Raw genomic sequence first — 26,616 nt, forward strand, 5'->3', positions numbered from 1 at the left:
TTATTGCTAGCCTATACTGCGCTTTATTTTTTCTCCTTTGGAAACGTTTTGTGTAATTCAATTGTGAATGTCGTTCCCTTACCAAGATCACTTTCGACACTTATTTTTCCTTTATGCGCTTCTACCAGATGTTTCACAATAGCAAGACCTAATCCTGTCCCGCCAGAATTTCTGCTTCTCGCCTTATCAACTCGATAAAAACGTTCAAAAATTCGCGGAATTTCTTCCTTCGCTATGCCAATCCCTGTATCGGAAATGGAAACCGCAATGGTATTCTTTCCTTCTTTAATCGAAACCGTTACTCGACCACCTTGTAAACTATAAGCGATTGCATTGCTGATTAAATTAATGAATATTTGTTTTAATCGATAATAGTCGCCATCGATCGTAATATTTTTTTGCAGTGGTTGTAGGATAATTTTTATCTCTTTTTCTTCTGCTTTTTGATTTACGATCGGCAGCATTTCCTCTAACAACTGATTCATATTAACTTCGCGAATTGAGAGGGTGTATCCTTGCTGCTCGATTTTTGATAATTCTAACAGATCAAGGATTAACGATTGCAAGCGATCGCTTTCTTCCAAAATAATTTTAAGGAAGTGCTCCAATGCTTCTTTGTCTTCTTTAGCACCATCTAACAAAGTTTCTGTAAAACCTTTAATCGATGTGATCGGTGTTTTCAATTCATGGGATACATTCGCAACAAAATCTTTTCTCACTTGCTCAAGCTTTTTCATTTCAGTAATATCATGAAAAACAAGTAATATCCCTTTCCACTCTTCATTTGTTCCTAATATTGGGACTCCGTATACTTCAAAATAACGCCTTTCTATTCCGATAGGAAGATGCATTTGTTTTTTGACCTTTTGTTCAGTCATGAAGATCTCTTCAATTAACTCAGAAATTTCTTGATGCTCAATCACATGATAATAAAGCCTGTTAATGTAATTTTGCCTTTCTACACGGAAAACTTCGATAAAAGTTCGATTTATTAAATTGATGTGGCCTTTACTATTAATGAGGAGAAGCCCGCTTCCCATATTTTCAATGAGGGCGCTTAATCTTCCTTGCTGAATTTCATTTGCCTTAACCATTCCTTGTAGGTTTCGCGCTAATATATTAATGGACGTACTTAACATTCCTGTTTCCTCAAGAGGATCCTCATAAGTTCTCGCACGATAATTGCCCTTTGCAAGTTCAATCGCAACCTTTGTTGCCGACTCGATCGGTTTCGTATATCTTGCAGTAATACGAGCACCTAAAATGAGAATAACAATAAGCGCCAATCCTAAGCTTATAATTAACAGCCACCATATTTGCTGATATGCCTTCTGAATTTCAGTCAATTTAGTACTAAGAAAAAGAAATCCTTCCTCGACCCCGTTGCTTGAAATCGGCTGCCAATAGTAGTGAAGATTGAAGCCTCCCCCTACTTCATACGCTTGAACATTAGAATTGCCATTTAGCTTAGTTTCGAGAATATTTTCAAGAATAGTTAAATGTCTTTTTTCATCTACCTGATTATCAATACTGCCGCTATCGAATTTAAGCTCACCATTTAAGTCTGTTACAGTAATTCTACTATCGAGTGTATTACTAAATGAATCTAACTCTTTTTGATTCAGATGATCAATTCCTCCATCTTCTTCAATGAAGGCGGCAATAAGGCTGCTTTCTTTATTTAGACGTGAATCATATGTACTTATAAAATGATTTTTAAATAACTGGCCTAACAGTATCCCTAAACCAATTAACACGATAAAAATAAGGGTAACTAGACCGAAAAGAAGCCTTGTTCGATATTTTGTCATTCTCCTTTAGGCTCCTCCATCTTGTAACCTAGGCCTCGAATCGTTTTAATAAAGGTTGGTTTTTTTGAATCCTCTTCGATTTTTTCACGAAGATGGCTAATATGAACATCTACAATTCTCGTATCACCAGCAAAATCATAATTCCAAACCGCACTTAACAATTGGTCTCTCGTTAGTACTCTTCCTTTATGCTGTGCCAAATATAACAGAAGCTCAAATTCCTTTGGTGTTAACTCTAGTTGTTCATCATCAAAATAAGCCTCATAATGCTCAGGGTATATTTTTAAAGATTTTACTTTTATATAGTCTGTCTTTTCTTGTTCTTGTCCCTCTGCTAAAGGCTGTACTTGAATCCTCCGTAATATTGCTTTTACCCGTGCTACTACTTCCCTTGGGCTAAACGGCTTCGTCATATAGTCATCGGCTCCCAATTCCAAGCCTAAAACCTTATCGAATTCTTCATCCTTTGCAGTTAACATTAAAATAGGCGTTGATACCTTTTGCTGTCTTAAGTGCTTGCAAACTTCAATCCCGTCCATTTTTGGGAGCATTAAGTCGAGAATGATAAAATCTGGTTGCTCAGAAATGGCCGTATTCATCCCTTCCTCGCCATCCATCGCCGTAATAACCTCGTATCCAGCCTGCTGTAAATTATATTGTAATAACGTAACGATCGATTGTTCATCGTCAACCACAAGTACTTTTTTCACGATTAGCTCCTCCTGTCCGCCAGTTGTTCCTATGTTCATTATAATATAATTTTTCAATCTAGGTCAGAATTTACAATTCTTTTACAAAGTCACCTTTCTTTAAAAAAAGTGAAATTCAATTGAGTACTGCCAATGCAGCATGCAAACAAACGAATGCAGTTCCCACCTTAACACCTTAATTTATTTCGCTTTCGTTCATTTTCTATAAGTAGTGTGCGCGTAAGCTGTTGTCCTTATTTTATTAATAATATCATTTACAAACCTAAAAAAAATAGCAATAGCTGCACTTTTTGTGCTACTATTGCTATTTTTTCTCTAAGTTTTTACAATTAATGGTCGATATTGATTTTTAGCTCATTTTCGCTGTGAAACCATGATTTCACACGAAAGGACCAAAAACCATTTTCACAACAAATCTGTTTAACAAAGCCTTATAATTAAAAATTCTCTAAAGCCTTTCCATCCATTTTTTCAAGACGCTCTGGCGGCGAAACTTGCAATTCACCCTGAATCACCATTTCTTCGTCCTCATTCATGCCTTCCACTCTGATTGTAACCGTATTTGTACTTCTTACAACTTCAATTACTTCAAAAAATAAATTAACAGTCCCATAATGATAAACAGGTTTTAGAAAATGGATTTCTTGTTTGTGAATATGACTCCCTGGACCTGGCAAATATTTTGAAACTGCAGATGTAATAATTCCTGTAAGCATAATCGTTGGAACAAGTGGTTTTTTAAATGAAGTTTGCGATGCATAGTCATGCTGAATATAAAGGGGGTTCGCATCATCCGTTAGCCCTAAATACAATAATAAATCTTTATCTTCAATCTTTTCTGTTAAGGTTAATTTCTCACCTTTAGTCATTTCATCTATCATTCTTCCTAATTTCCGTTTCCGTCCTAACAACATTTCCTCCACCTCTATCCTTAGTTGTAAACGCATACATTTTATTTTTTATGAATGATCACACTTTTAATTTTACCATAGAAGCTTGGTAAAAAGAAAAATCCAGAGCTTTCACTCTGGATTTTTCGACGTTCGTTAGGCTAATACCGCCATCACATTTCGAACGGATTCTGCCGATTTATCTAACGCGGCTTTCTCGTCAGCCGTTAATTCTAGTTCAATCACTTTCTCAATTCCATTTGCTCCGAGAATCGTCGGAACTCCTAAATAAATGCCATCATAGCCATACTCCCCTTCTAAATAAGCGATCGAAGGTAAAACACGACGCTGATCCTTTAGTATCGCTTCACACATTTCAACCAATGAAGCTGCAGGAGCATAGTAAGCGCTGCCATTCCCTAATAAATTTACGATTTCCCCGCCCCCTTTACGAGTGCGTTCAACAATCGCATCTAAACGATCCTTTGGAATTAATGTTTCCAACGGAATTCCGCCAGCATATGAATAGCGAACGAGCGGAACCATATCATCACCGTGTCCACCTAGAACGAATCCCGTAATGTCCTTAACTGACAAGTTTAATTCTTGAGAAATAAACGTTCGGAAACGCGCCGTATCTAGCACACCTGACTGGCCAATAACGCGATTTTTTGGAAAACCAGATTCTTTGAAAACAGTGTATGTCATGGCATCTACCGGATTGGTTAACACAATGATATAAGCGTCCGGAGAATACTTTACAATTTCTTGTGTCACACTTTTCATGATTTTTTGGTTGGTTTGAACTAAATCATCTCTGCTCATTCCTGGTTTACGGGCAATTCCAGCCGTGATCACGACTATATCCGAGTCTTTGGTATCTTCATAATTCGAAGTGCCGGTAATATTTGCATCAAATCCTTGTACAGGACTAGCCTCTAACATATCCAATGCTTTTCCTTTTGTTGGGTTTTCCATTTGTGGAATGTCTACTAGTACGACATCACCAAGTTCTTTTTGTGCTAATAAAAACGCTGTTGTTGCTCCTGTAAAGCCTCCACCAATGACCGATACCTTTTTACGCTTCAAAGTCATAATGATTTCCTCCTTAAAGATTAACTCTTTTCTAAACTGGAGAGGACTGACCCAAAAATGAGTCAGTCTCAAGGCAAAACTTACATATTTTTAATTAATTCATCACCAAATTCAGAGCACTTCACTTCTGTAGCGCCTTCCATTAAGCGCGCAAAGTCATAGGTTACCACTTTAGAGGCAATCGTTTTCTCAACTGATTTTGTAATAAGATCAGCCGCCTCATTCCATCCTAAATGCTCTAATAATAACACACCAGATAAAAGAACAGATGATGGATTTACTTTATCTAAACCAGCATATTTAGGAGCAGTACCGTGCGTAGCTTCAAAGATCGCATGTCCCGTTTCATAATTGATATTTGCACCTGGAGCAATTCCGATTCCTCCAACTTGAGCAGCCAAGGCATCAGAAATATAGTCTCCATTTAAGTTCATTGTTGCGACAACATCAAACTCACGAGGACGTGTTAAAATTTGTTGCAAGAAAATATCAGCAATCGCATCTTTTACGATAATTTTTCCTGCTGCTTCCGCTTCTGCCTGTGCCTTATTAGCCGCTTCCACACCTTCTGCATCCTTAATTCTATCGTATTGTGCCCAAGTGAATACTTTATCACCGTATTCTCTTTCTGCTAATTCATAGCCCCAGTTTTTGAATGCACCTTCTGTAAATTTCATAATATTACCTTTATGTACAAGGGTTACAGACTTGCGTCCTTCTTTAAGGGCATACTCAATTGCGGAACGAACTAGACGGCTAGTACCTTCTTCTGATACAGGCTTAATTCCGATACCTGATGTTTCAGGGAAACGAATTTTATTTACACCTAATTCATTTTTTAGGAATGAAATTAATTTTTCCACTTCTTCAGAACCTTTTGCATATTCAATACCTGCATAAATATCCTCAGTATTTTCACGGAAAATAACCATATCTGTATCCTGCGGACGTTTCACTGGAGATGGAACTCCTTCAAACCACCGCACTGGACGTAAACAAACAAATAAATCAAGCTCTTGGCGAAGAGCAACGTTCAATGAACGAATTCCACCGCCAATAGGCGTAGTTAATGGCCCTTTAATCGCAATAAGATATTCTCTAATAACGTCAAGAGTTTCCGCCGGAAGCCACTCACCTGTTTGGTTAAAAGCTTTTTCTCCCGCTAAAACTTCTTTCCATTCAATTTTTCGCTCACCTTTATATGCCTTCTCAACAGCTGCGTCTAATACTCTTGATGCTGCTGCCCAAATATCTGGACCAATTCCATCTCCCTCAATATAAGGTACGATTGGATTATTTGGAACATTTAATACCCCGTTTGTTACTGTTATTTTTTCTCCTGTCATTTTCATTCTCCCTCCAAATTCGTATGCCCCAGTATTCATGCTGCCTTTAAATGCGTAATCAAAGGTTAGAGACTTAGACCATTTTGTATACAGGCCTTTGTCAGCTAACCTTTCCTCATTCCTATCGCAGTCATTCTTACTTGGCTGATTTATATAAAGATGTTGTTTGTTGCGAAAAACGACTTCAGTTTCGCCCTCGCACAACAACGGCTTATATAAAAGCAAGATTGAACAAATAGGCTTCTCACTTTTTACTAAAAATACCTTTAATAAACACTTTTACTATTTTATTTTACCATAAGTGCATTCAAAGGTTGAATAATAAAATCCATGAAAGACTTTATTAGCCCCTTTGCTCAACAGGTACGTACTGCTGCATTCCCGGTCCAGTGTATTCTGCACGAGGACGAATTAAACGATTGTTATCATACTGCTCTAGAATATGTGCTAACCATCCTGATACACGGCTTACTGCAAAAATTGGCGTGAACAGATCATGGTCGATTCCGAGACTATCATAAACAGAGGCTGAATAAAAATCTACATTTGGTGGTAAATTCTTTTCACCCGTCACAATGCTCTCAATTTGGGTTGACATTTCATAATATTCTGGTTTACCTGTAAGATTTGTCAGCTTTTCAGACATGAGCTTTAAATGTTTGGCGCGCGGATCCCCCTGACGGTATACTCGGTGACCAAAGCCCATAATTTTTTCTTTCTTGGCAAGTTTCTCACGAATATAAGAATCTACCTGATCTACAGAACCGATATCCGTTAACATTTTCATAACTGCTTCATTTGCACCACCGTGGAGCGGTCCTTTAAGAGCACCGATCGCTGCTGTAATACCAGAATAAACATCCGACAAGGTTGCCACACAAACACGGGCTGTAAACGTAGAGGCATTTAGCTCATGATCGGCGTGAAGGACAAGCGCCTTATTAAACGCCTCAATAGCAATTGGCTCTGGCTCCTTACCTGAAAGCATATAAAGAAAATTCGCTGCAAAGCTTAAATCCTTTCTTGGTGCAATAGGCTCAAGTCCCTTACGAATACGGGCAAAAGCAGTCACAATTGCCGGCATTTTGGCCTGTAAGCGCACCGCTTTTCGATAGTTAGCCTCCGGCTCCATTAAATCCGCTTCTTCATCATAAAGCCCCAACAATGAAACAGCTGAACGGAGCGCACCCATCGGATGAACTTTATCAATTGGATACAACTTAAAATGCTCAATTACTTCTTTTGGCAACTCTGCATTATCTGCAAGTTCTTTATTTAATTTTTCTAATTCGGCGTGTGTTGGAAGCTTTCTGTGCCAAAGTAAATAAATGACTTCTTCAAAACTAGCATTCTCCGCAAGATCATCGATATTATACCCAACATATGTTAGTGTGTCATCGATAATTGAACTTATAGACGACGATGTTGCAACTACCCCTTCAAGTCCACGTGTCACTGTCATGCTCAACCTCTCCTTTACCATTTAAAATTTCCCCATACCCATTTTCTCTGTTCCTTGAATCGATTCCACAATTTTGCAAAGGTCTCTAAAAAACGAATGATTTTGAAATCTATAAAGAAAAGCAGCTATCATGTTTCGTCCTTTACAGCAAACGAAATTATGAAATTGATTCACTTTACAAAAAATGATCGCAAAGACCATAAAGCCCGACTTAAAAGTCCGGACAATAAACTGTGATGACATCCCCTGAGCGGTTGCTCAATTATACTCAAAAAAGAAAATGCTTTCACCAAATTGAACTCACCGCTAAAATGATGCACAATATATGCAATCCTAAAAAAATTTGTTTCGCATCACAATACGGATGCGCTTACAAGTCCTATTATAAACAATTATCTGACATTTGTGAATGAAAAGTAACTAAAATGTGAAAAAACTAATATTTTATTAGAAAAATATAACTCTCTTATTCCACACACAGCAAATGGATTGTGCAGTGCAGACAAGAGAGTATTGCTTTACTCCTCCGCTTCAAACGATAAAAAGAGCTATTTGAAAAAATCGAAGATCTTCATTGCCATATAAGCGATCCCTGCCCCAATTAATGGACCAACAGCAATTCCTTTGAACAGCGAAACGGCAATAATGGTTCCTAGTACAAGAGCTGTTGTAATATGGGGATCTTCAGTTAATAAAGATACGCCGCCTTTCGCTAATAAAGCTACAACAATCCCGGAAATTAACGCGATCCATGCATATGGAGATTTAAATGCACTAGAAAGATCTTTAAATCCAATATCGCCACTTGCTATAGGTGCTAATACAGCGATTGTAATCACTGTGACTCCCCAATTAATTCCTTTTGACTGCAAAATTGCAAAAAGCTTTGAATCTACGCCAAATACCTTCATAATAAGAAGAAAAGCAACTGCTATAATAAGCGAGCTATTTTTAGCAATCAACGCTATAACTAATAAAAGAAGTAGAAATAACAACGGTTGAGAAAACATCGTGCAAAAACATCCTTTCATCCTTCTATGTTATTGTAACATAATGTCACCATCTCATTCGTTAAAGGACTTTTACAAATTTTGAGAGGATGAGAATCTTTTTTCTTCTTTATACGTAGTCATTAGAAATAGTCTATGAGCACATCAATTAATATAAGGAGGTTCACATTGAATAGTATATACTTGCATCGAACCGTTAGATTTGTCACTGTTGTCGGAATGGTCATACTTGGGTTTCTTTCTTTATACTATCTTTCAAAGATTACCTATCCTTTTATTATCGGATTGATTATTGCCTTTTTAATGAATCCTTTAGTCAACTTTTTTGAAAAGAAAGCAAGAATGCCAAGAACACTCGCCGTACTCCTTGGACTTATCATCATATTTGCTGTCTTTGCAGGATTAATTACATTACTCATTGCTGAAATTGTTTCCGGTGCAGATTATTTAGCACAAGTTGTTCCCAACCATTTAGAAACATTAATTGATTATATTGAACATTTGTTTGCTGCGCAAATCATTCCTTTTTATAATAAAATAACTAGCATGTTTAACAGTCTTGGTACAGGGCAGCAAAACACCATCTTAGAAAATATTGAAAATGTAGGAAAAACCATTGGGACAACCTTAGGGAACTTTATCCAAGCCTTTTTTGAGAAAATCCCAAATATCGTCACTTGGTTCCCAAATGCAGCTACGGTCGTTATTTTCTCTTTATTAGCTACCTTTTTCATTAGCAAGGATTGGAGGCGACTATCGGCATTAGCAGGGAAACTCCTACCTTCGAAAGCAAAGTCAAGCACCCAAACCGTGTTTTTGGATTTAAAAAAGGCTATGTTTGGTTTTATTAAGGCACAGCTAACACTCGTTTCACTCACAACGTTGATCATTTTAATTGGGCTTATCATCCTGCGGGTAGATTATGCTATTACAATCGCTCTTGTCACTGGACTAGTTGACATTATCCCGTATTTAGGAACAGGGCTAATATTTGTCCCATGGATTATTTATGAAGCAGTCATTGGAGAAGTTTCCATGGCTATCGGATTAGGAGTGCTCTACATAATCGTGCTTGTGCAGAGACAAATCATGGAACCAAAAGTTTTATCTTCGAATATAGGACTAGACCCACTCGCAACATTAATTGCCCTCTTTGTAGGCTTTAAACTGATCGGGTTTCTTGGTCTAATCGTTGGACCTGTCACATTAGTTTTGATCACAACTTTACATAGGGCCAATGTTTTTAGAGATATTTGGGCATTTATAAAAGGGAAGGAAGCATAAACACAGAAGGGTGTCCGAAATGAATTTGCCCCAAACTTTTTGGGAGCAGTCCATTTCGGACACCCTTTCTTTTACGAGAATTTTTTCCGTTAGAAGCTCAGAGACCTAAACTTGTGAAAAGGATTGTAAGTTCCCTTAGTCGCTTGTGAAAATGAGCTCTATATTTGTTGTTCGTAAGCGTGTCCCTTGCTCCACATACCGCCCTACTGTTATCGAATAATGGTCACATTGCCATTATCGATCCATTTCTTCAGGCCTTTTTTCAAAAATCCTTTAAAATAAAGCCGTGTTAAAGGGATAAGCAATAAAAAACCGATAGCATCCGTAATAAAACCAGGAGTTAAAAGCAATACTCCCCCAACAAGTATGCACATTCCATCGACAATCGCCTCACCAGGAACCCTGCCATACTGCATATCTAATTGCGCTCTTCTCAACGCTTCCAGTCCCTGCCGCTTTGCTAAATAGGCACCAATAACCCCTGTTAAAATAATGATGGAGAGCGTTGTCCAAACACCAATGATCCTGCCGGAAAGGAGTAGAACGAAAATTTCCCCCGCCGGGATTATAAGCAAGAGTAACAATATATATTTCATAGTTAACCTCCTTTTCAAGCCACTACCTCGTCCCTCATACCTCTATTATATTCTTGTCCTCCTAAAAAAACGAATGATAAGAAGAACATGAAGGCACCTTTTGAAAAATTCAATTTCAACTTTTCCAGCAAAGCTCACGCGAAAAAGCCTTCATCCTCCCCATCGCAGCAACCCAGGCAAAAGCAAAATACTTATCTCGCGCTTAACTGCGTGCCGCTTCGTTCAAACAATACGGCAACTGCTTGTATAGAAAAAGGGACTAATTAAAATGGTGATACCCCTTCCTAAAATTCATTTTCCGCAAATTTTTGCGGGGCGGGGGCGTACAAAGACTAACTTTTTTGGCCTCCTCACAAAAAAAGAGCTCTTCATGTAGGAGGCATGAAGAAATTAATTATAAAGTATATCCTCATACAGGAGGATGAAGGATACTCTCGCATTTTCCATGCATGCCTTGTCCTCATATAACGTTCATAAGACAAGATTGCCCTCGTCCAGTCCAATAATTGCAGAAACTCTTCTGTCCTTATATGTTTAATTCACTTTGCAACAGAATCAACAAGGACAGAGCAAGTTTTTGATTTTGGCATTCGTGCATAATATAAAAGCAAGTGGCGAAAAACAATCCGTTTTTCGCCACTTGCTTTATTTCGAAGCGTGACCTTTTAAAGGACGCTTGCATGACCGTTATAAATGACACCTCTTGTAGCATCAACTGTTACTTCTTGTCCATCTTTTAAAATGGATGTTGCTTTTTCAGCACCTACGATTACTGGAATGCCTAAGCTTAATCCGACTACTGCTGCATGGCTCGTTAAACCACCTTCTTCAGTGATTAGAGCGGCGCTCTTCTCGATTGCTGGAACCATATCTGCATCAGAACCAATCGTAACAAGGATAGAACCTTCCGTTACCTTTGCCAATGCCTCTCCTGCATTTCGAGCAACAACTACTTTTCCATAAGCTGATTTACGACCAATTCCTTGAGCTTTTACAAGCACATCTCCAACAACATGAATTTTCATCAGATTGGTTGTACCTGATTCCCCAACAGGAACTCCAGCCGTAATAACGACTAAGTCACCATGCTTCACTAGTTTGCTATTAAGGCTTTCTTGAACAGCGATATCAAGCATATCATCTGTTGTATTTGCACTTTCTCCTAATTGTGGGTACACACCCCAAACAAGAGCTAAGCGGCGATAAACTGATGGATGATACGTCACAGCTATAATAGGAGCCTGTGGGCGATACTTTGAAATCATTCTTGCAGTATGACCACTCTCAGTTGGTGTAATAATCGCATTAACAGCAAGATTCAATGCCGTATGGGCAACAGATTGACCAATTGCATCGGTAATATTGGTTTCGACAGCTTTCGTTCTTTTTGTTAAAAGACGTTTATGGTCAAGAGCAGATTCTGCACGGGAAGCAATATTATGCATCGTTTGCACTGCTTCTACAGGGTACATACCTGCTGCTGTTTCACCTGAAAGCATAATCGCATCGGTTCCGTCAAAAATAGCATTTGCCACATCGCTTGCCTCCGCTCTTGTTGGGCGCGGATTTCTTTGCATAGAATCAAGCATTTGCGTTGCGGTAATAACAGGTTTTCCTAAATCGTTGCATTTCTTGATTAATTCCTTTTGAACTAAAGGAACTTCTTCAGCCGGAATTTCAACGCCTAAATCTCCACGAGCGACCATTAAACCATCAGATACTTCCAAGATCTCGTCAATATTATCAACGCCTTCTTGGTTTTCGATTTTTGGAATGATATGAATATAAGTCCCGTTGTTTTCCTCAAGAAGCTTGCGAATTTCCATTACGTCAGAGGCACGGCGAACGAAAGAGGCAGCAATAAAATCAACTTCCTGCTCAATGCCAAAAAGAATGTCCTTTGCATCTTTTTCTGTTATACCCGGTAGGTTTACAGACACGCCTGGAACATTAACGCCTTTTTTATTTTTTAAAGTTCCACTGTTTAAAATTTTCGTATGAATTTCCTTCGCAGAGCGATCAATCTCCAACACTTCAAGACCAATAAGTCCATCATCCAATAAGATCTTTGCTCCAGTTTGAACGTCATCAATTAAACCCTCGTATGTAACTGAAAATTTATCTACAGTTCCCTCTACTTCATTCATAGAGATGGTAACTGTTTTTCCAGCTTCTAATTCGATTGCTCCATTCACCATATTGTGAGTACGAATTTCTGGACCCTTCGTATCTAATAAAATAGCGATGTTTTTATTTGCCTTTTTTGAAGCTTCGCGGATATTTTTTATACGCTGACCATGCTCAGCATGATCTCCATGGGAGAAGTTTAAACGAGCAACATTCATCCCAGCTTCCATAAGTTGCGTGAGCTTTTCCACGCTTTCACTAGCTGGACCAATTGTACAAACTATTTTTGTTTTACGCATTTAACGTGTAACCCTCCTGAAAAATCGTTGATTTTTTATCTATCGCAGCTATCTAAGATTATCTATAAAATCGAGGATTAAATAGATAGTTCTTTTGAAAGCTTTAACATTCCCATATTAATTTGATGCTTCATGTTTTCTAATGCTTCAATAATATCATAATCAACTAACTCATTTTTCACAATTCCTACTGCGCGCCCGCCTTTTTTATCCAAAAGTAATTCTACAGCCCGTGCGCCAAGGCGACTTGCTAACACACGGTCATTTGCTGTAGGAGTTCCTCCACGCTGCATATGCCCTAGAACTGACACGCGTGTATCAAAATTAGTTGCTTCTTTAATTTGCTTCCCGATTTCAACCCCACTGCCTACTCCTTCAGCAACGATAATAATACTGTGTTTCTTGCCGCGCTCGCTTCCTTTTCTTAGCCGAGCAACGATATCATCGATTGAATAATCTTCCTCTGGAATAAGAATGGTTTCAGCACCACCAGCTAATCCAGACCATAATGCGATATCTCCAGCGTCACGACCCATAACCTCAATGATAAATGTTCTTTCATGTGATGTTGCCGTATCACGAATTTTATCGATCGCATCAATAACGGTATTTAATGCCGTGTCAAAACCAATCGTAAAATCAGTTCCAGGGATATCGTTGTCGATTGTTCCTGGTACACCAACACAAGGAAATCCTTGTTCAGTAAGGGCCTTAGCTCCACGATAAGAACCATCTCCACCGATGACTACTAAACCTTCAATACCGAACTTCTTCAGTTGTTCAATTCCTTTTTGTTGTCCTTCTTTTGTTTTAAATTCTTCACAGCGGGCAGAATATAGAAATGTACCGCCTCTATGTATGATGTCACCTACAGAACCAAGTTCTAACTTTTTTATGTTTCCAGATATTAACCCTGAATAACCTCCATAAATCCCATAAACCTCTAGATCATGAAAAATACCTTTCCGAACAACAGCGCGGACGGCCGCATTCATTCCAGGGGCATCTCCCCCACTTGTTAATACACCAATCTTCTTCACATTAATCACCTCAAACTTAATGACTTTTGACATGATAAAGATTTCACACTCTATCACCTATAAAAATACAATAACTACCAAAATAATTTACGAGCTATTACCAAAGCTTTGCTAGTATCTACAATTCACCTTCTTATTATAAACAGAATGTCCTGTATTATTTACTTCTAAAATACCATGAAGCATATAGGTTCACAACTTATGGAAATGCTTACATCAATATGGCAGAATAATTGGTAAAATGCAAGCGCTTTATAATGGAATTTTAAGCAAAAAAACGTACTTTTTTCGTTAAAGTACGTCTTTTTGCTTATCCCTATTTTTAGGTTGTACTTATATATTCATTCTCGGCTTGTACAGTATACTCGCCAATCTGTTTATATTTTTCATATCTGCTCGCGATGAGATCCTCTTCGGTTAAAGGCAATAATTCTTTTAATGATTGTACAATGGCATGATGAATCGCTTCAGCTTGCAATGCCGTATCCTTATGTGCCCCACCTTTAACTTCCGGAATAATTTCATCAATTACATGAAGCTCTTTCAAATCTGGAGCGGTTATTTTCATTTTCTCAGCAGCGAGCTTTGCTTTCGATGCATCCTTCCATAAAATAGAGGCAGCTCCTTCAGGGGAAATAACAGAGTATGTTGAATTCTCCAGCATATGAAGATGATTACCTACTCCTAACGCCAGCGCCCCGCCGCTTCCACCTTCACCAATGACAATACAAATAATAGGAACACGAAGACCTGCCATTTCAAAAAGATTTCGTGCGATCGCTTCACTTTGCCCTCTTTCTTCTGCTGCTTTACCGGGATAAGCACCTTTTGTATCAATAAAGCAAATGATCGGTCTACGAAATTTATCCGCTTGCTTCATGATTCTGAGCGCTTTGCGGTATCCCTCTGGATGAGGCATTCCGAAATTCCTGCGAATATTTTCCTTTGTATCTTTCCCACGCTGATGCCCAATAATTGTAACAGGGAGTCCTTGGAATTTAGCGACCCCGGCAACAATCGCTTCATCATCGCCAAAGTTACGATCGCCATGACATTCAAAGAAGTCCGTAAAAAGAAGAGAAATATAATCCAAAGTAGTCGGACGATTAGGATGGCGAGCAATTTGAACGCGATCCCAAGGTTTCATATTTTCATAAATCTCTTTTTCTAACTTTTCAAGACGGACTTCTAGCTTTTCAATCTCATCTGTTAAATCGACGTCCGCCTCTTTCGTAATTTCTCTTAATTCCGAGATTTTTTTTCTTAGCTCGATGACCGGTTTTTCAAATTCTAACTCTCCAACCATTCGAGGTCACCTCCAGGCTGATGAATATCGAGTAATGTCGTTATTTTTTCCTTTAAATCGAGCCTAGAGATAACCGCATCTAACTGACCCTTTTCTAATAGAAATTCTGCTGTTTGAAAGTCTTCTGGCAATTCCTCACGGATCGTCTGCTCGATGATTCTTCTTCCTGCAAAACCAATTAAGGCACCCGGTTCTGCAAAATTATAATCTCCTAATGAGGCAAAGCTTGCTGAAACTCCACCTGTAGTTGGATGAGTCATAATCGAAATAATTAAGCCACCGTGATCACTAAACCGTTTCAAAGCTACACTTGTTTTTGCCATTTGCATGAGACTTAAGACCCCTTCTTGCATCCTTGCCCCACCAGAAGCAGTGAAAATAATAAAGGGTACGGAAAGCTCGTCTGCCTTTTCAATCGCCCTCGTAATTTTTTCGCCGACAACCGAGCCCATGCTACCCATTCGAAAAGTTGAGTCCATAATAGCTACGACGACTTCATGCTCATTAACACGCCCCGTACCAGTTACGACCGCTTCATTTAACTTCGTTTTCTTCTGATCCTTTTCCAGCTTTTCAATGTACTCCGGGAATTGCAGTGGATTACTAGAAGTCAACTGCTGATCCATTTCCACAAAACTTCCCTGATCTAAAAAACTGGCAATTCTCTCATTTGCATTCATTGGATGATGATATTGACAGTGAGTACAGACTTTAAGATTTTTGGTTAATTCCTTTGAATACATGATTTTTTTACAGTTTGGACATTTTGTCATAATACCTTCAGGTACATCATGTTTTGCAGCTTCAGAAGGGATTGTTGCATACTTTTTCTTTTTTGGTTTTGTAAATAAATCCTTGATCACGGTCTCTCTAACCTCCCCATGTCACACATTTTGAATCTCTTCCTTAGTGGTCTGACCACTAGTAGATAAAGAAATGCCTAATTTAGGGCAAATAAATTCCTGACTTTCCATGTGTGAATGTTTCTCATTTGTTGTCGATATGTGATTTCTACACTTTTTTTGTCCAGTTTCATTAGACATGGACATCTTTAAAAAGCTACTTTTCGCTCCTATCTGCAACGATGATCCATTGACAACCACGTTTGCGAAAAGAGCCTATTTTCACAATAATTTTCTTAATTTCTTGTACTTTTCAATAACTTCTTTTTCTTCTCCATTCATTAAGGCATCTAACACTGCTAAATATGCAGGTTTGGAGCTCGTCTCTTTTTTCAAATCTAAGGAACGATAAAAGTCGTTTAAAACGACCCAGATGCGATAGAGCAAGTGATTATCCGTTAATTCGACCATCTTCAAAAAAAACTCGTCATCCGAAACGTCATCCAGCATTTCGACTGTCTGCCGATAGTGATGAATCCCTTCATCATTATTTCTTTGCAGAATCACTCTTAAACAATCCATTTCAATAAACTGAATGGTGTCTTTTAAATCTTTGACTGCCTTTTGATCCTGGAGGATGAAGGTGCTCAGCAGCTGAACCATTTGATTTCCACGGGCATCTCGGAGGAAAGTGCCTTCCCCTCTTCGCGTTTCAATTAAACCTAATAATTCAATCGCTCGCAACGCTTCGCGAACGGAAGAGCGCCCAACTTGAAGGCGCTCCGAGAGTTCCCGTTCTGAAGGGATTTTATCACCAGGCTTTAACCCGTCCTCATCAATCATCTTTCTAATCTTTTTCACAATTTCAATGTAAATTTTTTTGCTTACAGCTTCAGAATTCAAATTTCTTCATCACTCACTTTTACCAATGATAGCAAGCCGGCTCGTCTTCTGTTTCACTTCTTCTGGATCAACTTTAATACGAGCAACGCCTGTTTCCATTGCTGTCTTGGCAACAGCTGCCGCCACTTCCGGAGCGACCCTAGGATCAAACGGAGCAGGAATAACATAATCAGCTGATAGCTCGTCTGCTCCAACGAGGCTAGCAATCGCTTCTACAGCAGCAACCTTCATCTTTTCATTTATATGTGTCGCACGTACATCTAATGCCCCGCGGAAAATCCCTGGAAATGCTAGTACATTATTAACCTGATTTGGGAAATCCGAGCGACCAGTACCCACCACTTTAGCTCCTGCCTCTTTTGCATCGTCTGGCATAATCTCAGGATTCGGGTTTGCCATCGCAAAAATAATCGGATCCGGATTCATAGAGCGAATCATTTCTGTAGTTAAGGCACCTTCCACAGAAACGCCAATAAAAACATCTGCACCTTTTATAATGTCAGCGAGACTTCCTTCCTCATTATTGCGATTCGTGAATTTTGATACTTCATCTTTGATCGCATTCATACCGAAGGAGCGCCCTTCATAAATCGCGCCTTTCGTGTCACACATAATAAGATCGCGAACTCCGTAATGGTATAATAATTTAATAATAGCAATTCCTGCTGCTCCTGCCCCACTAGCAACCACTTTAATTTCGGTCATTTTCTTTCCCACTAGCTTAAGAGCATTTACTAACCCAGCGACCGTAACAATCGCTGTCCCATGTTGATCATCATGAAATACAGGAATAGAAGTTTCTTTTTTTAGTCTTTCTTCAATTTCAAAGCATTTAGGCGCAGCAATATCTTCTAAATTTACACCGCCGAATGTCGGCTCAAGAAGCTTGACTGTTTCTACGATTTTGTCCACATCTGATGTATTTAAACAAATAGGAAAAGCATCTACTCCAGCAAAACTTTTAAATAAGACAGCCTTCCCTTCCATAACTGGCAAGGCAGCGGCAGGACCGATATTCCCTAAACCAAGCACGGCTGTCCCGTCAGAGACAACTGCTACCATATTACCCTTCATCGTATAATCATAAACACTTTCAGGCTTATCATAAATCGCTTTACATGGTTCTGCCACTCCTGGTGAGTAGGCTAAGCTTAAATCCTTTGCATTTCTTACCGGTATTTTTGATTTTGATTCCAATTTCCCTTTGTTGATTTTATGCATATGCAATGCTTCTTCACGTAAAGTCAAGCCAAATTCACTCCCTTTTCCGATTATACCCCTCTAAAATCCGCAAGTGGTCTGACCACGCTGTATATTAGAACAATATACCATATTCACTTAAATTGTAAAGATTAATATTTTGAATCATTGTTTAATAATAACGTTCATTATTCACTTTTCAAAATCACATTTTTTTCTCCGAGCAACAGCTTCAATGAATGCAGATATGAATCGCTAGGATCTACCCTATTATCCTCTCCTAATCGAATCGTCCGCTCCTTGCTTTCATAAAATAATACGACAGCAGTCGAGCCTTTATGCTTCTTAATTAGCTCTTTTAGCTTTGCTAAAAGTGGAGCTGTTTCCTTTTCCTTTTCAATCTTTAAATAGAGGGTAGCCGCCGGCTTTTCCATATTCTCGATTACCTTTCTAGCATCTAAGGCGGACTGGATAATAAATTGTTTACTTTCCTCACGAATTTCTATTTTCCCTTCAATTATGACAATATTGCCTTTTTGCAAAACACCGGCAAAACGTTTAAAAACATTGGGAAATACAACGGCGTCCATATCGCCACTTTGATCTGAAATAGCTAAAAACGCCATTTCTTCTCCTTTTCTCGTACGAATTTTTTTAAGTTCTGATATATTAATAAGCGACTTTACCCATTTTTGATTTGGTTGAGCAAATTCTATTTCTGTAATCGCTAGTCGCTCCATATACCCATTAAAAATAGAGACGGGGTGATCTGACAAATAAAAACCAAGAACAGCTTTTTCAAATTGAAGCTTCAGCTCCACTTCAATCGGGCTGACTTCAACATATTTAGGCTTTAAAAAAAACGTCTCTTCATCTGCAAATAAATCCCCTACTCCTTCTTCATTTGGGTTTACTAACTGGGCGTGCTCAATCGCAACATCAATGCTTGCAAGTAAAACCGCCCTATCTTTCCCGAATTCATCAAAGCTCCCTGAATGAACTAGCGCTTCCAGCACTTTGCGATTCACCGCTCTAGTAGAAACTCTTAGACAAAAATCGAATAAATCAACAAATTTTCTTTTCTTTCTTGCTAGAAAAATTTCTTTAAGTGCTGCAACTCCTACCCCTTTAATGGCTGCTAAGCTAAAACGGATTCCATTTTGCTCAACAAGGAATGAATAACCACTTTGGTTGATCGATGGAGGCAAAAGTCCAATCCCCATCTGTTTAGTTTCACGTATATATTGGGCAATTTTTGATTCACTGTTGCTCACCGATGATAGGAGAGCTGCCATAAAATGCACCGGATAATGTGCCTTTAAGTAAGCTAATTGGTAAGCAATGACACTGTAAGCTACTGCATGACTCCGGTTAAAGCCATAATTGGCAAATTTAACGATTAAATCATAAATTTCGTTAGCTGTATTTTGATCATAGCCTTTTGCAAGAGCACCTTGGACAAAGTGTTCCCTTTCTTTATTAAGGACCTCTTTTTTCTTCTTTGAAACTGCCCTTCTTAACAGATCCGCTTCCCCTAAAGAAAAACCAGCCATGTTCGCAGCGATTTGCATGATTTGTTCCTGATATACGATGACACCGTATGTACGCTCTAAAATAGGAATTAAATCAGGATGGGGGTAGGTGACCGTTTCTTTCCCATGCTTTCGATTAATGTACAGTGGTATATTCTCCATTGGACCTGGACGATATAAAGCATTGACAGCGACAATATCCTCAAAGCGACTTGGTTGCAATCTTTTCAGGACACTTCTCATTCCATCTGATTCCAACTGAAATACTCCTGTTGTTTCCCCTTGCGAAAGGAGTTTGAAAGTCGCTTCATCCTCAAGTGGTATTTCTTTTATCTGTATACGTTTGCCAGTTTTTCGATTGATGGAATCAAGTATCGTCTCAAGCAGTGAAAGATTTCTCAGTCCTAAGAAATCCATTTTGAGTAATCCAAGTTCTTCAAGATGGTCCATTGGATACTGTGTTAAGTAAATATCATTATGGCCTGCCTGAATGGGAATTGACTCCACCAACGGCTTTTCCGTTAACACGACTCCAGCTGCATGAGTAGACGTATGTCGCGGCAGACCTTCTAATTTTGTTGCCACTGCAAATAATCGTTGATGAAGAGGTGATTCTTGAATGAATTTACGCAGCCCTTCTGATTCCTTTACCGCCGTTGTCAATGTCGTTCCTGGACGAGAAGGAATTAACTTTGATACTTGATCAAGCTCTTTTCCTTGAAGGCCAAAAACTCTCCCGACATCTCTCATAACAGCTTTGGCTGCAAGCGTTCCAAAGGTAATGATTTGCGCAACATGGATCTTCCCATATTTATTTGCAACATATTCAATCACTTCATCTCTGCGATGATCTGGAAAATCGATATCAATATCCGGCATTGAAATCCGCTCAGGGTTTAAAAAGCGTTCAAATAATAACTGGTGGCTAATCGGGTCCACATCGGTTATATACAGAACATAAGCGACCATCGAGCCTGCTGCAGAGCCCCTTCCAGGTCCAGTTAAAATTCCATTTTCTCTTGAAAACCTCATGAAATCCCAAACAATTAAGAAATAATCAGCAAATTTCATGTTCTTAATAATGCTTAATTCATACTCTAATCTCGCTCGGTGTTCATCCGTGCTTTCTCGGTACCTCTCTTGAAAGCCTTTATAGCAAAGCTCCTCTAATAATTGCTCCGAGCTTTTTTCTTCATTCGTTGGGTATTTTGGCAAGCTCATTTGGTTTAATTCAATCATGACATTACATGCTTCTGCAATTCGAAGAGAATTTTCTAAAGCGTCAGGAAGATAGGAAAAAAGCTCTCCCATCTCATCCGCTGTTTTTAAATAATAGTGATCATTTTCTAACTTTTCTCTCGCCTCATCTTGTAATTTCTCCCCATTTTTAATCGCAAGAAGACATTCGTGAGCAAAAGAATCTTCTTTATTGATGTAATATACCTCGTTCGTAGCCACTAGTTGAAGCTGTAAATCTTTAGAAAGGTCAATGATTCCTTTATTAATGGTTTCTTCAATGGCGATGCCATGATGTTGAATTCCTAAATAAAAATGACCGTTTGCAAAAATTTTTTTGTAGACCGTCGCACTCTTTACAGCTTCATCATAATTTCCTGCTGCAAGATTCTCTTCTATTTCCCCTTTCATTCCTGGAGAAATGGCAATAATGCCGTCCGCATAACCCCTTAGCCATTTCATCGGAATTCCTGTCGGTGAATTAGTCTGGACAACGCTCGATATTTTGAGGAGATGATGAAATCCTTTTTGATTTTTCGCTAACAGCACGAGGGGGTAAGAGCTTTCGTTTCTTTCGCTCTCAACCATAACTGTCAGACCGATAATCGGTTTAATCTTTGCCTTCAAACATTCCTTATAAAAGGCAATCGTTCCATACATGACATTTTGATCAGTAAGGGCAATGCTGGAGAACCCTTTTTGCTTTGCAGCCTGAACAAGCTCTGCGATCCTCGTCGTACTCGTTAATAGACTATATGAACTATATACATGAAGGTGAACAAATGACAATACGATCCCACCTTTCCATACGCTGTTTTGAACCATTTCGTTTGTAAACTAGAAGCAGCAGATTTTTTGTATATTGGTTTTTCTAGCTGCCTATTGATCATGTCCATCTCGATTTCTTCTAAGTATCTTCAGTTCTTATTATAGAACCTCAAATAAAAAAAAGAAAAGATGTTCTCTTTTTTTAAGAAAAACTCGTCCAACAACTCCGGATGAAAAATCATATTTTCAAATATTTGTCCATATGAATGTAATAAGCACGCATTTATTGACATTGGCTCGAGATGTCGTTGGTAAATCGATGCAAAATAGAGACAGAACAAAGTAGCAGGTAACAATTCTCGTTGAAAATGTTCCAAAATTCCGTAGTGAGGATGAACGTACATGAAAGAGCAACCTTTTTTTTCTCTATTAATTGATAGCTATTTTATTGCATTAGGTGTGTTGCTTGGAGGAGCACTAATTGGTGGCATCGGTGCCTTTTTAACTGGTAAACCACTGATGACAGAAATTTTCCGCATTTCCTCACAAATCAGAATTTGGGCCATCGTTGCTGCAATTGGCGGTACATTTGATGCAGTCTATAGTTTTGAGCGAGGACTATTTGCCGGGGATACGAAGGATATCTTTAAAACCTTCCTCCTGATATTAAGTGCTCTTGGTGGTGCACAAACAGGCTCCTTCTTTATTACGCTATTAACAGGGGAGCATGTGTCCGAATGAGAATTCCATCCTATCATCAATTTCAAGAATGGCGAAGATTATTCGCAGGAATGGCCATTGGCGCACTCATCAGTTGGCTTATCTTCCTTTTTATCTTTGGTGAGTGGATGGAGGACTACAGCATGGAAATCAAGCTTCAAGAAGAAGAAATTCAAGATCTGAAAAAAGAAAAAGAAATTTGGCAAGAGGATGTTGAAAAAATCAATAAAGAAAATGAAGAAAAACTGACGATCCAAAAAATTGAAGTTAAAATTTTAAACCACGAAAGATACAAGCTTGATACTTACAGTGTCCATGAAATCGAGGAGTCTGCAAAGGAAGATATTCGCACGTTATTAACACAAAATATTGAAACTGCTTTTAAAAGCAGAGACCTTATTCAAAGGACGATTGAAAACCGGACCTTTAAAGCCCATGAAAAACGTTACCGCCTTAAAATCAAGGAAATCGTTTTTTATACAACCTTAACCATTCAAGTTGAACTGCAATTTGATAAATAACGGAGAGGGAATTTGCATATGCGCCATTCCCTCATTCCCCATTAAGACTTCTGCCGATAATTGATGCACGCTTCTTCTAACTCTTTCATGACATGCTCAACTTCATCCCATGAATAAATGGAGGCTCCTGCCGCAAGCGGATGCCCACCCCCATTAAATTTTCTCGCAATGCCGTTAATAACAGGTCCTTTCGAACGTAACCGAACACGAATTTGATCCTCTTCTTCAATAAAGAATACCCAAGCAAGGAGGCCTTTCACATCCCCTAATGTACTAACAAGAAGTGAAGCTTCTGCAGGAATCGCAGCAAAATCTTTTAAAAGCTCCTTATTTATAATCATCGAAGCAACACCGTGTTCATTCATGTTAAAATTTTGCAGAACGTATCCTTTTAATTTAACGAGATTAGGTTCTAGTTCATACATCCGATCAAACAGCTCTGTTCTGTCAAAATTATACTTAATTAGTTCGCTCGCATAAGCAAAGGTTTTCTCTGTTGTACTTGGATAAAGAAAACGGCCAGTATCTCCAACGATTCCAGCATACAAAAGACGGGCTGCAGCATCAGACATTTTCAAACCTGAAACCTGTCCTGCAAGGTAAAATTCATAAATCATCTCACTGCAAGAGCTTGCATCAGTATCAACCCAGATCAAATCTCCGTACGGTTCTTCATTCGGATGATGGTCAATTTTAATAAGACAATCACCAAGCTGATAACGTTGATCGCAAATTCTCGCTTCATTCGCTGTGTCTGTCACAATGACCAATGCTCCCTTATAGGTCTCATCAGCAATGTGATCAAGCCGTGATAAATAATGTAATGACGGTTCTTCCTTCCCAACCATATAAATCGATTTTTCCGGAAAGGAAGCCTTGAGCAACTCGGCTAATCCCCCTTGTGACCCATAAGCATCCGGATCAGGGCGGACATGACGATGGATAATAATGGTGTCATATTTTTGAATGGTTTCAAATATCTTTTCTCTCATTTTTTACTCCTTATCCGCTATTGTAGTGTACTCCTCAAAAAACTTATCTATCTCCATTTTTACCATAAAAAAATGAAAAGAAAAGATCATTTATACAAATTCTTTCTTTAAGATGCTGCCAGCTTTTAGTACAAAAAAAATGATGACAGTAGCATTTTCTCATAAAAATCGTTAAGATAAAGAGTGAAGTTGTTCAAGCTTGGAGGAAATATCAAATGAAAATACTCGTTATCTTATTTGTGTTCGCTTTCTCTTTCTATATTTTTTATAAGGTGAAGTATTTTCGCACACAAAGACCTGCAGAAAAAAAGTGGGTTTCAGCAAAAGCTACTGTTGCACTTGGTTTATTTGTGGCCCTTTTTGGATTGAATCAGTTCTTTATCAATCAAACCGCGGTTGGATATATCGTTGGAAGTGTCTTTCTCCTGTTAGGTGCTATTAATGTATGGGGTGGAGTGAAGTCTTATAAATTTTATTTACCTCATGCGATTGAAGAAGCTGAGCAGTTAGAAAAATAATGGTCTTTTCTAAATAATGTGCGCAAAAAATGTCCAAAAAAGGTCTCGCTTTTTTGGACATTTTTTTGCACCCATTCGGAATAGTTTCGGCACGAATGAAGTAAAGGAGTCTTCCTCCTTATCCAGCCCCTTACATATTTTGGCTTATCGGAGCCGTTTGATAGGTGAGAAGGCCTGTGCTAGATGTATTCTATACTTCCATGATTAAAGCAAAAAGCAAATGTAGATAAGCGATCGACTAGCTTTCATTTGCTTTTCATACTAGCCCCATTGCACAGTCACACTTACTATTGTCTGTCTAACAACTGGCACATCATCATTGCTTTGCCTACGAGAACCCCATCATTAAAGACCTCTACATCAACCTTGCCAAACTTACGCCCCACCTCTAGCACCTTTGGATAAATTTCTAAAGTGCTGTCAATTTGTACCGGCTTCAAAAAATAAATGGTCATATTTTCAACCACTAAATCTCCTTTTTTAAAACCTCGTAAAACACCGTTCGCCGCCTCCGTTACAATTGTTGTAAAGACGCCATAAGAAATCGTGCCAAGATGGTTCGTCATTTGTGGCGTGACCTCACAGCGATAAGTTTCATCATTCTTCATTTTCCCTTTTGACAGCACTAACTGGCTCGTAACAATATCATCAATCGTTTCCCCAACTTGTGGTTGGCGTTGAATCATTTGCAAGGCTTTCAACACATCCTGACGACTTATAATACCTATGAGCTTGTTATTATTGTCTGTAACGGGCAAAAGCTCGATCCCTTCCCAAACCATCATATGGGCAGATGAAGCAACGCTTGTTTGTCCGCTAACCGTCATCGGATTCTTCGTCATAATTTTTTCGATCAACTGCTCAGGATCTACCCCAATAACGTCTTTGGAAGTAACCATTCCTTGCACTTTCATATTCTCATCTACAACCGGATAGCGCCCATGCGTTGTTTCACGGTTATATTCATACCATTTAGACACCGTATCAGTTGTGTTTAAATAAATCGTATCGGTAACAGGTGTTAAAATATCTTCAACTAAGACAATTTCTTTTTTAATTAACTGATCATAAATCGCTCGATTGATCATTGCCGCAACGGTGAATGTATCATAACTGGTTGAGATAATCGGGAGCTGAAGTTCATCTGCGAGTTTTTTTACCTCATCCTCCGTATCAAACCCTCCTGTTATTAAAACAGCCGCACCTGCTTTTAAAGCATGTTCATGAGCCCTTGTCCGATTTCCAACAATCAACAGATTGCCTGCCCCTGTGTAGCGCATCATCGCATCAAGCTTCATGGCACCAATCACAAATTTATTAAGTGTTTTATGCAGGCCAGCTCGTCCACCTAGTACTTGTCCTTCAACAATGTTGACAACCTCTGCATATGTTAATTTTTCAATATTTTCTTTTTTCTTACGTTCAATTCTGATCGTGCCAACTCGTTCTATCGTACTTACATACCCTTTATTTTCAGCATCTTTAATAGCCCTGTACGCAGTACCTTCACTTACATTTAATGCCTTGGCAATTTGTCGTACAGATATTTTTTCTCCAACTGGTAGTTGATCAATATACTCTAAAATTTGTTCATGCTTTGTAGCCAAGACCTTCACCCTTTAAATTTAAATTATCATCTCATTATATTTCAACATGGCTTTTTCCTGTCTTTATCTACCATGATAAAATTTTCCGATTTCTTCTCTTATTATAAGGTGAAGGAGGCAATAGATTCAATCAATTGTATGAACGAAGACGTTTTTGCGACTTTACCGGTGATTGTCTCACATTTGCTTTTGCTTTTTTCGGTTCATATAGTAACGCTGAAAGATTGCCAGCGATCACAATAAGGCAGAGAACAAGCCAGGATAGTGCGAAAATACCAGCAAGTCCACCGTCATGGATCGGCAATCTAGGTAAAGCAAAATAGAGCATCGCAGCGCTCGCTAATAAGCAAAGAATATAACGATTTTTAGCCATGTACGTTCCTCCTTTATTTCTTTGATTAATATTTATGCAGGAAGAGCGAAAAAAAGTCGTTCTATTTGTCCATATGCATATCGGAAAATCATAAGATATATCGGCTATATTCTTGATATATCAGGGAAAAAGCAAATATATTGGCATTTCATGACATATATCTGAGAAAACCGCAATGGCTTAGCTTCTTTACGAACACAAAAAAGCGTAGCAGTTCAGCTACGCTTCAGACTGTAGACAAACTCGATGAAAATCGAGTTTTCCTACAGTCTTTTTTGTTTTAGAATAAAGGTAGAAACAATACTTGGAGTGATGAAGATGCTTTCGAAACATAATTCCATTCAACGTGATCAAGTAGAAATGGTCGCTTTAGACCAGTTGGTGCCTGAAAATCATTTAGTCCGAAAAATGGAGGCAGCGATTGATTT

At 38.6% G+C, this 26,616-nt stretch carries 22 protein-coding genes; 4 read left to right on the top strand and 18 right to left on the bottom strand.

Features of this window, described 5'->3' with window-relative positions; genetic code table 11:
* Positions 1–23: 23 nt before the first annotated feature.
* The 7 genes from pnpS to PZE06_RS02305 form a co-directional block, all read right to left on the bottom strand.
* Positions 24–1,811: a two-component system histidine kinase PnpS gene (gene pnpS, locus PZE06_RS02275; protein ID WP_150913858.1), complete on the bottom strand. Its 1,788-nt coding sequence runs from the start codon at positions 1,809–1,811 to the stop codon at positions 24–26.
* Entirely contained in the window at positions 1,808–2,524 is a 717-nt protein-coding gene (locus tag PZE06_RS02280) for a response regulator (RefSeq protein WP_150913923.1), read from the bottom strand. Before PZE06_RS02280 ends, pnpS begins: the two co-directional genes overlap by 4 nt.
* 434 nt (positions 2,525–2,958) lie before the next feature.
* Positions 2,959–3,435 (bottom strand): MaoC family dehydratase, encoded by a 477-nt coding sequence (locus PZE06_RS02285; protein ID WP_150913860.1) that lies wholly within the window; start codon positions 3,433–3,435, stop codon positions 2,959–2,961.
* A 132-nt stretch (positions 3,436–3,567) separates the two neighbouring features.
* Positions 3,568–4,506, bottom strand: a complete 939-nt coding sequence (mdh, locus tag PZE06_RS02290; RefSeq protein WP_150913862.1) for a malate dehydrogenase — start codon at positions 4,504–4,506, stop codon at positions 3,568–3,570.
* An 80-nt stretch (positions 4,507–4,586) separates the two neighbouring features.
* Entirely contained in the window at positions 4,587–5,852 is a 1,266-nt protein-coding gene (icd, locus tag PZE06_RS02295) for an NADP-dependent isocitrate dehydrogenase (RefSeq protein ID WP_150913864.1), read from the bottom strand.
* 343 nt (positions 5,853–6,195) lie between these two features.
* Positions 6,196–7,314, bottom strand: coding sequence for a citrate synthase (citZ, locus tag PZE06_RS02300; RefSeq protein ID WP_150913866.1), 1,119 nt, complete (start codon positions 7,312–7,314; stop codon positions 6,196–6,198).
* Positions 7,315–7,862: 548 nt separating this feature from the next.
* Positions 7,863–8,324, bottom strand: coding sequence for a DUF441 domain-containing protein (locus PZE06_RS02305; RefSeq protein ID WP_150913868.1), 462 nt, complete (start codon positions 8,322–8,324; stop codon positions 7,863–7,865).
* A 168-nt stretch (positions 8,325–8,492) separates the two neighbouring features.
* On the opposite strand from PZE06_RS02305, the gene ytvI reads away from it, so the two are divergent.
* The gene (gene ytvI, locus PZE06_RS02310) at positions 8,493–9,608 is read left to right on the top strand and encodes a sporulation integral membrane protein YtvI (protein ID WP_150913870.1); all 1,116 of its coding nucleotides are present in this window, start codon (positions 8,493–8,495) and stop codon (positions 9,606–9,608) included.
* A gap of 209 nt (positions 9,609–9,817) precedes the next feature.
* Here the strand turns inward: ytvI and PZE06_RS02315 are convergent, their stop codons facing one another.
* The 8 genes from PZE06_RS02315 to dnaE all read right to left on the bottom strand — a co-directional run bounded on the left by PZE06_RS02315 (position 9,818) and on the right by dnaE (position 21,478).
* A complete protein-coding gene (locus PZE06_RS02315; RefSeq protein ID WP_150913872.1) occupies positions 9,818–10,204 on the bottom strand; it encodes an FxsA family protein in 387 nt (128 codons plus the stop codon).
* Positions 10,205–10,869: 665 nt separating this feature from the next.
* A complete protein-coding gene (pyk, locus tag PZE06_RS02320; protein ID WP_150913874.1) occupies positions 10,870–12,630 on the bottom strand; it encodes a pyruvate kinase in 1,761 nt (586 codons plus the stop codon).
* 77 nt (positions 12,631–12,707) lie between these two features.
* Entirely contained in the window at positions 12,708–13,670 is a 963-nt protein-coding gene (pfkA, locus tag PZE06_RS02325) for a 6-phosphofructokinase (RefSeq protein ID WP_150913877.1), read from the bottom strand.
* 322 nt (positions 13,671–13,992) lie between these two features.
* The gene (gene accA / locus PZE06_RS02330) at positions 13,993–14,976 is read right to left on the bottom strand and encodes an acetyl-CoA carboxylase carboxyl transferase subunit alpha (protein ID WP_150913879.1); all 984 of its coding nucleotides are present in this window, start codon (positions 14,974–14,976) and stop codon (positions 13,993–13,995) included.
* Entirely contained in the window at positions 14,961–15,839 is an 879-nt protein-coding gene (accD, locus tag PZE06_RS02335; RefSeq protein WP_150913881.1) for an acetyl-CoA carboxylase, carboxyltransferase subunit beta, read from the bottom strand. Before accD ends, accA begins: the two co-directional genes overlap by 16 nt.
* A gap of 261 nt (positions 15,840–16,100) precedes the next feature.
* A complete protein-coding gene (locus PZE06_RS02340; protein WP_150913883.1) occupies positions 16,101–16,721 on the bottom strand; it encodes a FadR/GntR family transcriptional regulator in 621 nt (206 codons plus the stop codon).
* Between the two features lie 9 nt (positions 16,722–16,730).
* Positions 16,731–17,969 carry an NADP-dependent malic enzyme gene (ystJ, locus tag PZE06_RS02345; protein WP_150913885.1) on the bottom strand — a complete coding sequence of 413 codons (1,239 nt, stop codon included), beginning with the start codon at positions 17,967–17,969 and terminating at the stop codon, positions 16,731–16,733.
* Between the two features lie 140 nt (positions 17,970–18,109).
* Positions 18,110–21,478 carry a DNA polymerase III subunit alpha gene (gene dnaE / locus PZE06_RS02350; protein WP_150913887.1) on the bottom strand — a complete coding sequence of 1,123 codons (3,369 nt, stop codon included), beginning with the start codon at positions 21,476–21,478 and terminating at the stop codon, positions 18,110–18,112.
* 381 nt (positions 21,479–21,859) lie between these two features.
* Between dnaE and ytrH the strand changes: the two genes are divergently transcribed.
* Positions 21,860–22,198 carry a sporulation membrane protein YtrH gene (gene ytrH / locus PZE06_RS02355; protein WP_150913889.1) on the top strand — a complete coding sequence of 113 codons (339 nt, stop codon included), beginning with the start codon at positions 21,860–21,862 and terminating at the stop codon, positions 22,196–22,198.
* Positions 22,195–22,698 (top strand): sporulation membrane protein YtrI, encoded by a 504-nt coding sequence (ytrI, locus tag PZE06_RS02360; protein ID WP_150913891.1) that lies wholly within the window; start codon positions 22,195–22,197, stop codon positions 22,696–22,698. The genes ytrH and ytrI overlap by 4 nt, the downstream gene beginning before the upstream one ends.
* 41 nt (positions 22,699–22,739) lie before the next feature.
* Here the strand turns inward: ytrI and PZE06_RS02365 are convergent, their stop codons facing one another.
* Positions 22,740–23,690, bottom strand: coding sequence for a DHH family phosphoesterase (locus PZE06_RS02365; RefSeq protein WP_150913893.1), 951 nt, complete (start codon positions 23,688–23,690; stop codon positions 22,740–22,742).
* 215 nt (positions 23,691–23,905) lie between these two features.
* Between PZE06_RS02365 and PZE06_RS02370 the strand changes: the two genes are divergently transcribed.
* Positions 23,906–24,208 (top strand): YtpI family protein, encoded by a 303-nt coding sequence (locus tag PZE06_RS02370; RefSeq protein WP_150913895.1) that lies wholly within the window; start codon positions 23,906–23,908, stop codon positions 24,206–24,208.
* Between the two features lie 287 nt (positions 24,209–24,495).
* Here PZE06_RS02370 and PZE06_RS02375 read toward each other — a convergent pair whose 3' ends face one another.
* The gene (locus PZE06_RS02375; RefSeq protein WP_150913897.1) at positions 24,496–25,815 is read right to left on the bottom strand and encodes a CBS domain-containing protein; all 1,320 of its coding nucleotides are present in this window, start codon (positions 25,813–25,815) and stop codon (positions 24,496–24,498) included.
* 130 nt (positions 25,816–25,945) lie between these two features.
* The gene (locus tag PZE06_RS02380; protein WP_150913899.1) at positions 25,946–26,188 is read right to left on the bottom strand and encodes a hypothetical protein; all 243 of its coding nucleotides are present in this window, start codon (positions 26,186–26,188) and stop codon (positions 25,946–25,948) included.
* Between the last annotated feature and the right edge of the window lie 428 nt (positions 26,189–26,616).

Source organism: Robertmurraya sp. DFI.2.37, from assembly GCF_029211245.1.
In the GTDB taxonomy this organism is placed as follows: domain Bacteria; phylum Bacillota; class Bacilli; order Bacillales; family Cytobacillaceae; genus Robertmurraya; species Robertmurraya methanolica_A.

What these genes read in the sequence shown, in the direction of transcription:
- pnpS (WP_150913858.1), bottom strand. Translation starts at nt 1,811, where the DNA reads ATGACAAAATATCGAACAAGGCTTCTTTTCGGTCTAGTTACCCTTATT.
- accA (WP_150913879.1), bottom strand. Translation starts at nt 14,976, where the DNA reads ATGGTTGGAGAGTTAGAATTTGAAAAACCGGTCATCGAGCTAAGAAAA.
- mdh (WP_150913862.1), bottom strand. Translation starts at nt 4,506, where the DNA reads ATGACTTTGAAGCGTAAAAAGGTATCGGTCATTGGTGGAGGCTTTACA.
- citZ (WP_150913866.1), bottom strand. Translation starts at nt 7,314, where the DNA reads ATGACAGTGACACGTGGACTTGAAGGGGTAGTTGCAACATCGTCGTCT.
- PZE06_RS02305 (WP_150913868.1), bottom strand. Translation starts at nt 8,324, where the DNA reads ATGTTTTCTCAACCGTTGTTATTTCTACTTCTTTTATTAGTTATAGCG.
- PZE06_RS02365 (WP_150913893.1), bottom strand. Translation starts at nt 23,690, where the DNA reads ATGAGAGAAAAGATATTTGAAACCATTCAAAAATATGACACCATTATT.
- icd (WP_150913864.1), bottom strand. Translation starts at nt 5,852, where the DNA reads ATGACAGGAGAAAAAATAACAGTAACAAACGGGGTATTAAATGTTCCA.
- PZE06_RS02315 (WP_150913872.1), bottom strand. Translation starts at nt 10,204, where the DNA reads ATGAAATATATATTGTTACTCTTGCTTATAATCCCGGCGGGGGAAATT.
- PZE06_RS02370 (WP_150913895.1), top strand. Translation starts at nt 23,906, where the DNA reads ATGAAAATACTCGTTATCTTATTTGTGTTCGCTTTCTCTTTCTATATT.
- PZE06_RS02380 (WP_150913899.1), bottom strand. Translation starts at nt 26,188, where the DNA reads ATGGCTAAAAATCGTTATATTCTTTGCTTATTAGCGAGCGCTGCGATG.
- ytrI (WP_150913891.1), top strand. Translation starts at nt 22,195, where the DNA reads ATGAGAATTCCATCCTATCATCAATTTCAAGAATGGCGAAGATTATTC.
- pyk (WP_150913874.1), bottom strand. Translation starts at nt 12,630, where the DNA reads ATGCGTAAAACAAAAATAGTTTGTACAATTGGTCCAGCTAGTGAAAGC.
- ytrH (WP_150913889.1), top strand. Translation starts at nt 21,860, where the DNA reads ATGAAAGAGCAACCTTTTTTTTCTCTATTAATTGATAGCTATTTTATT.
- PZE06_RS02285 (WP_150913860.1), bottom strand. Translation starts at nt 3,435, where the DNA reads ATGTTGTTAGGACGGAAACGGAAATTAGGAAGAATGATAGATGAAATG.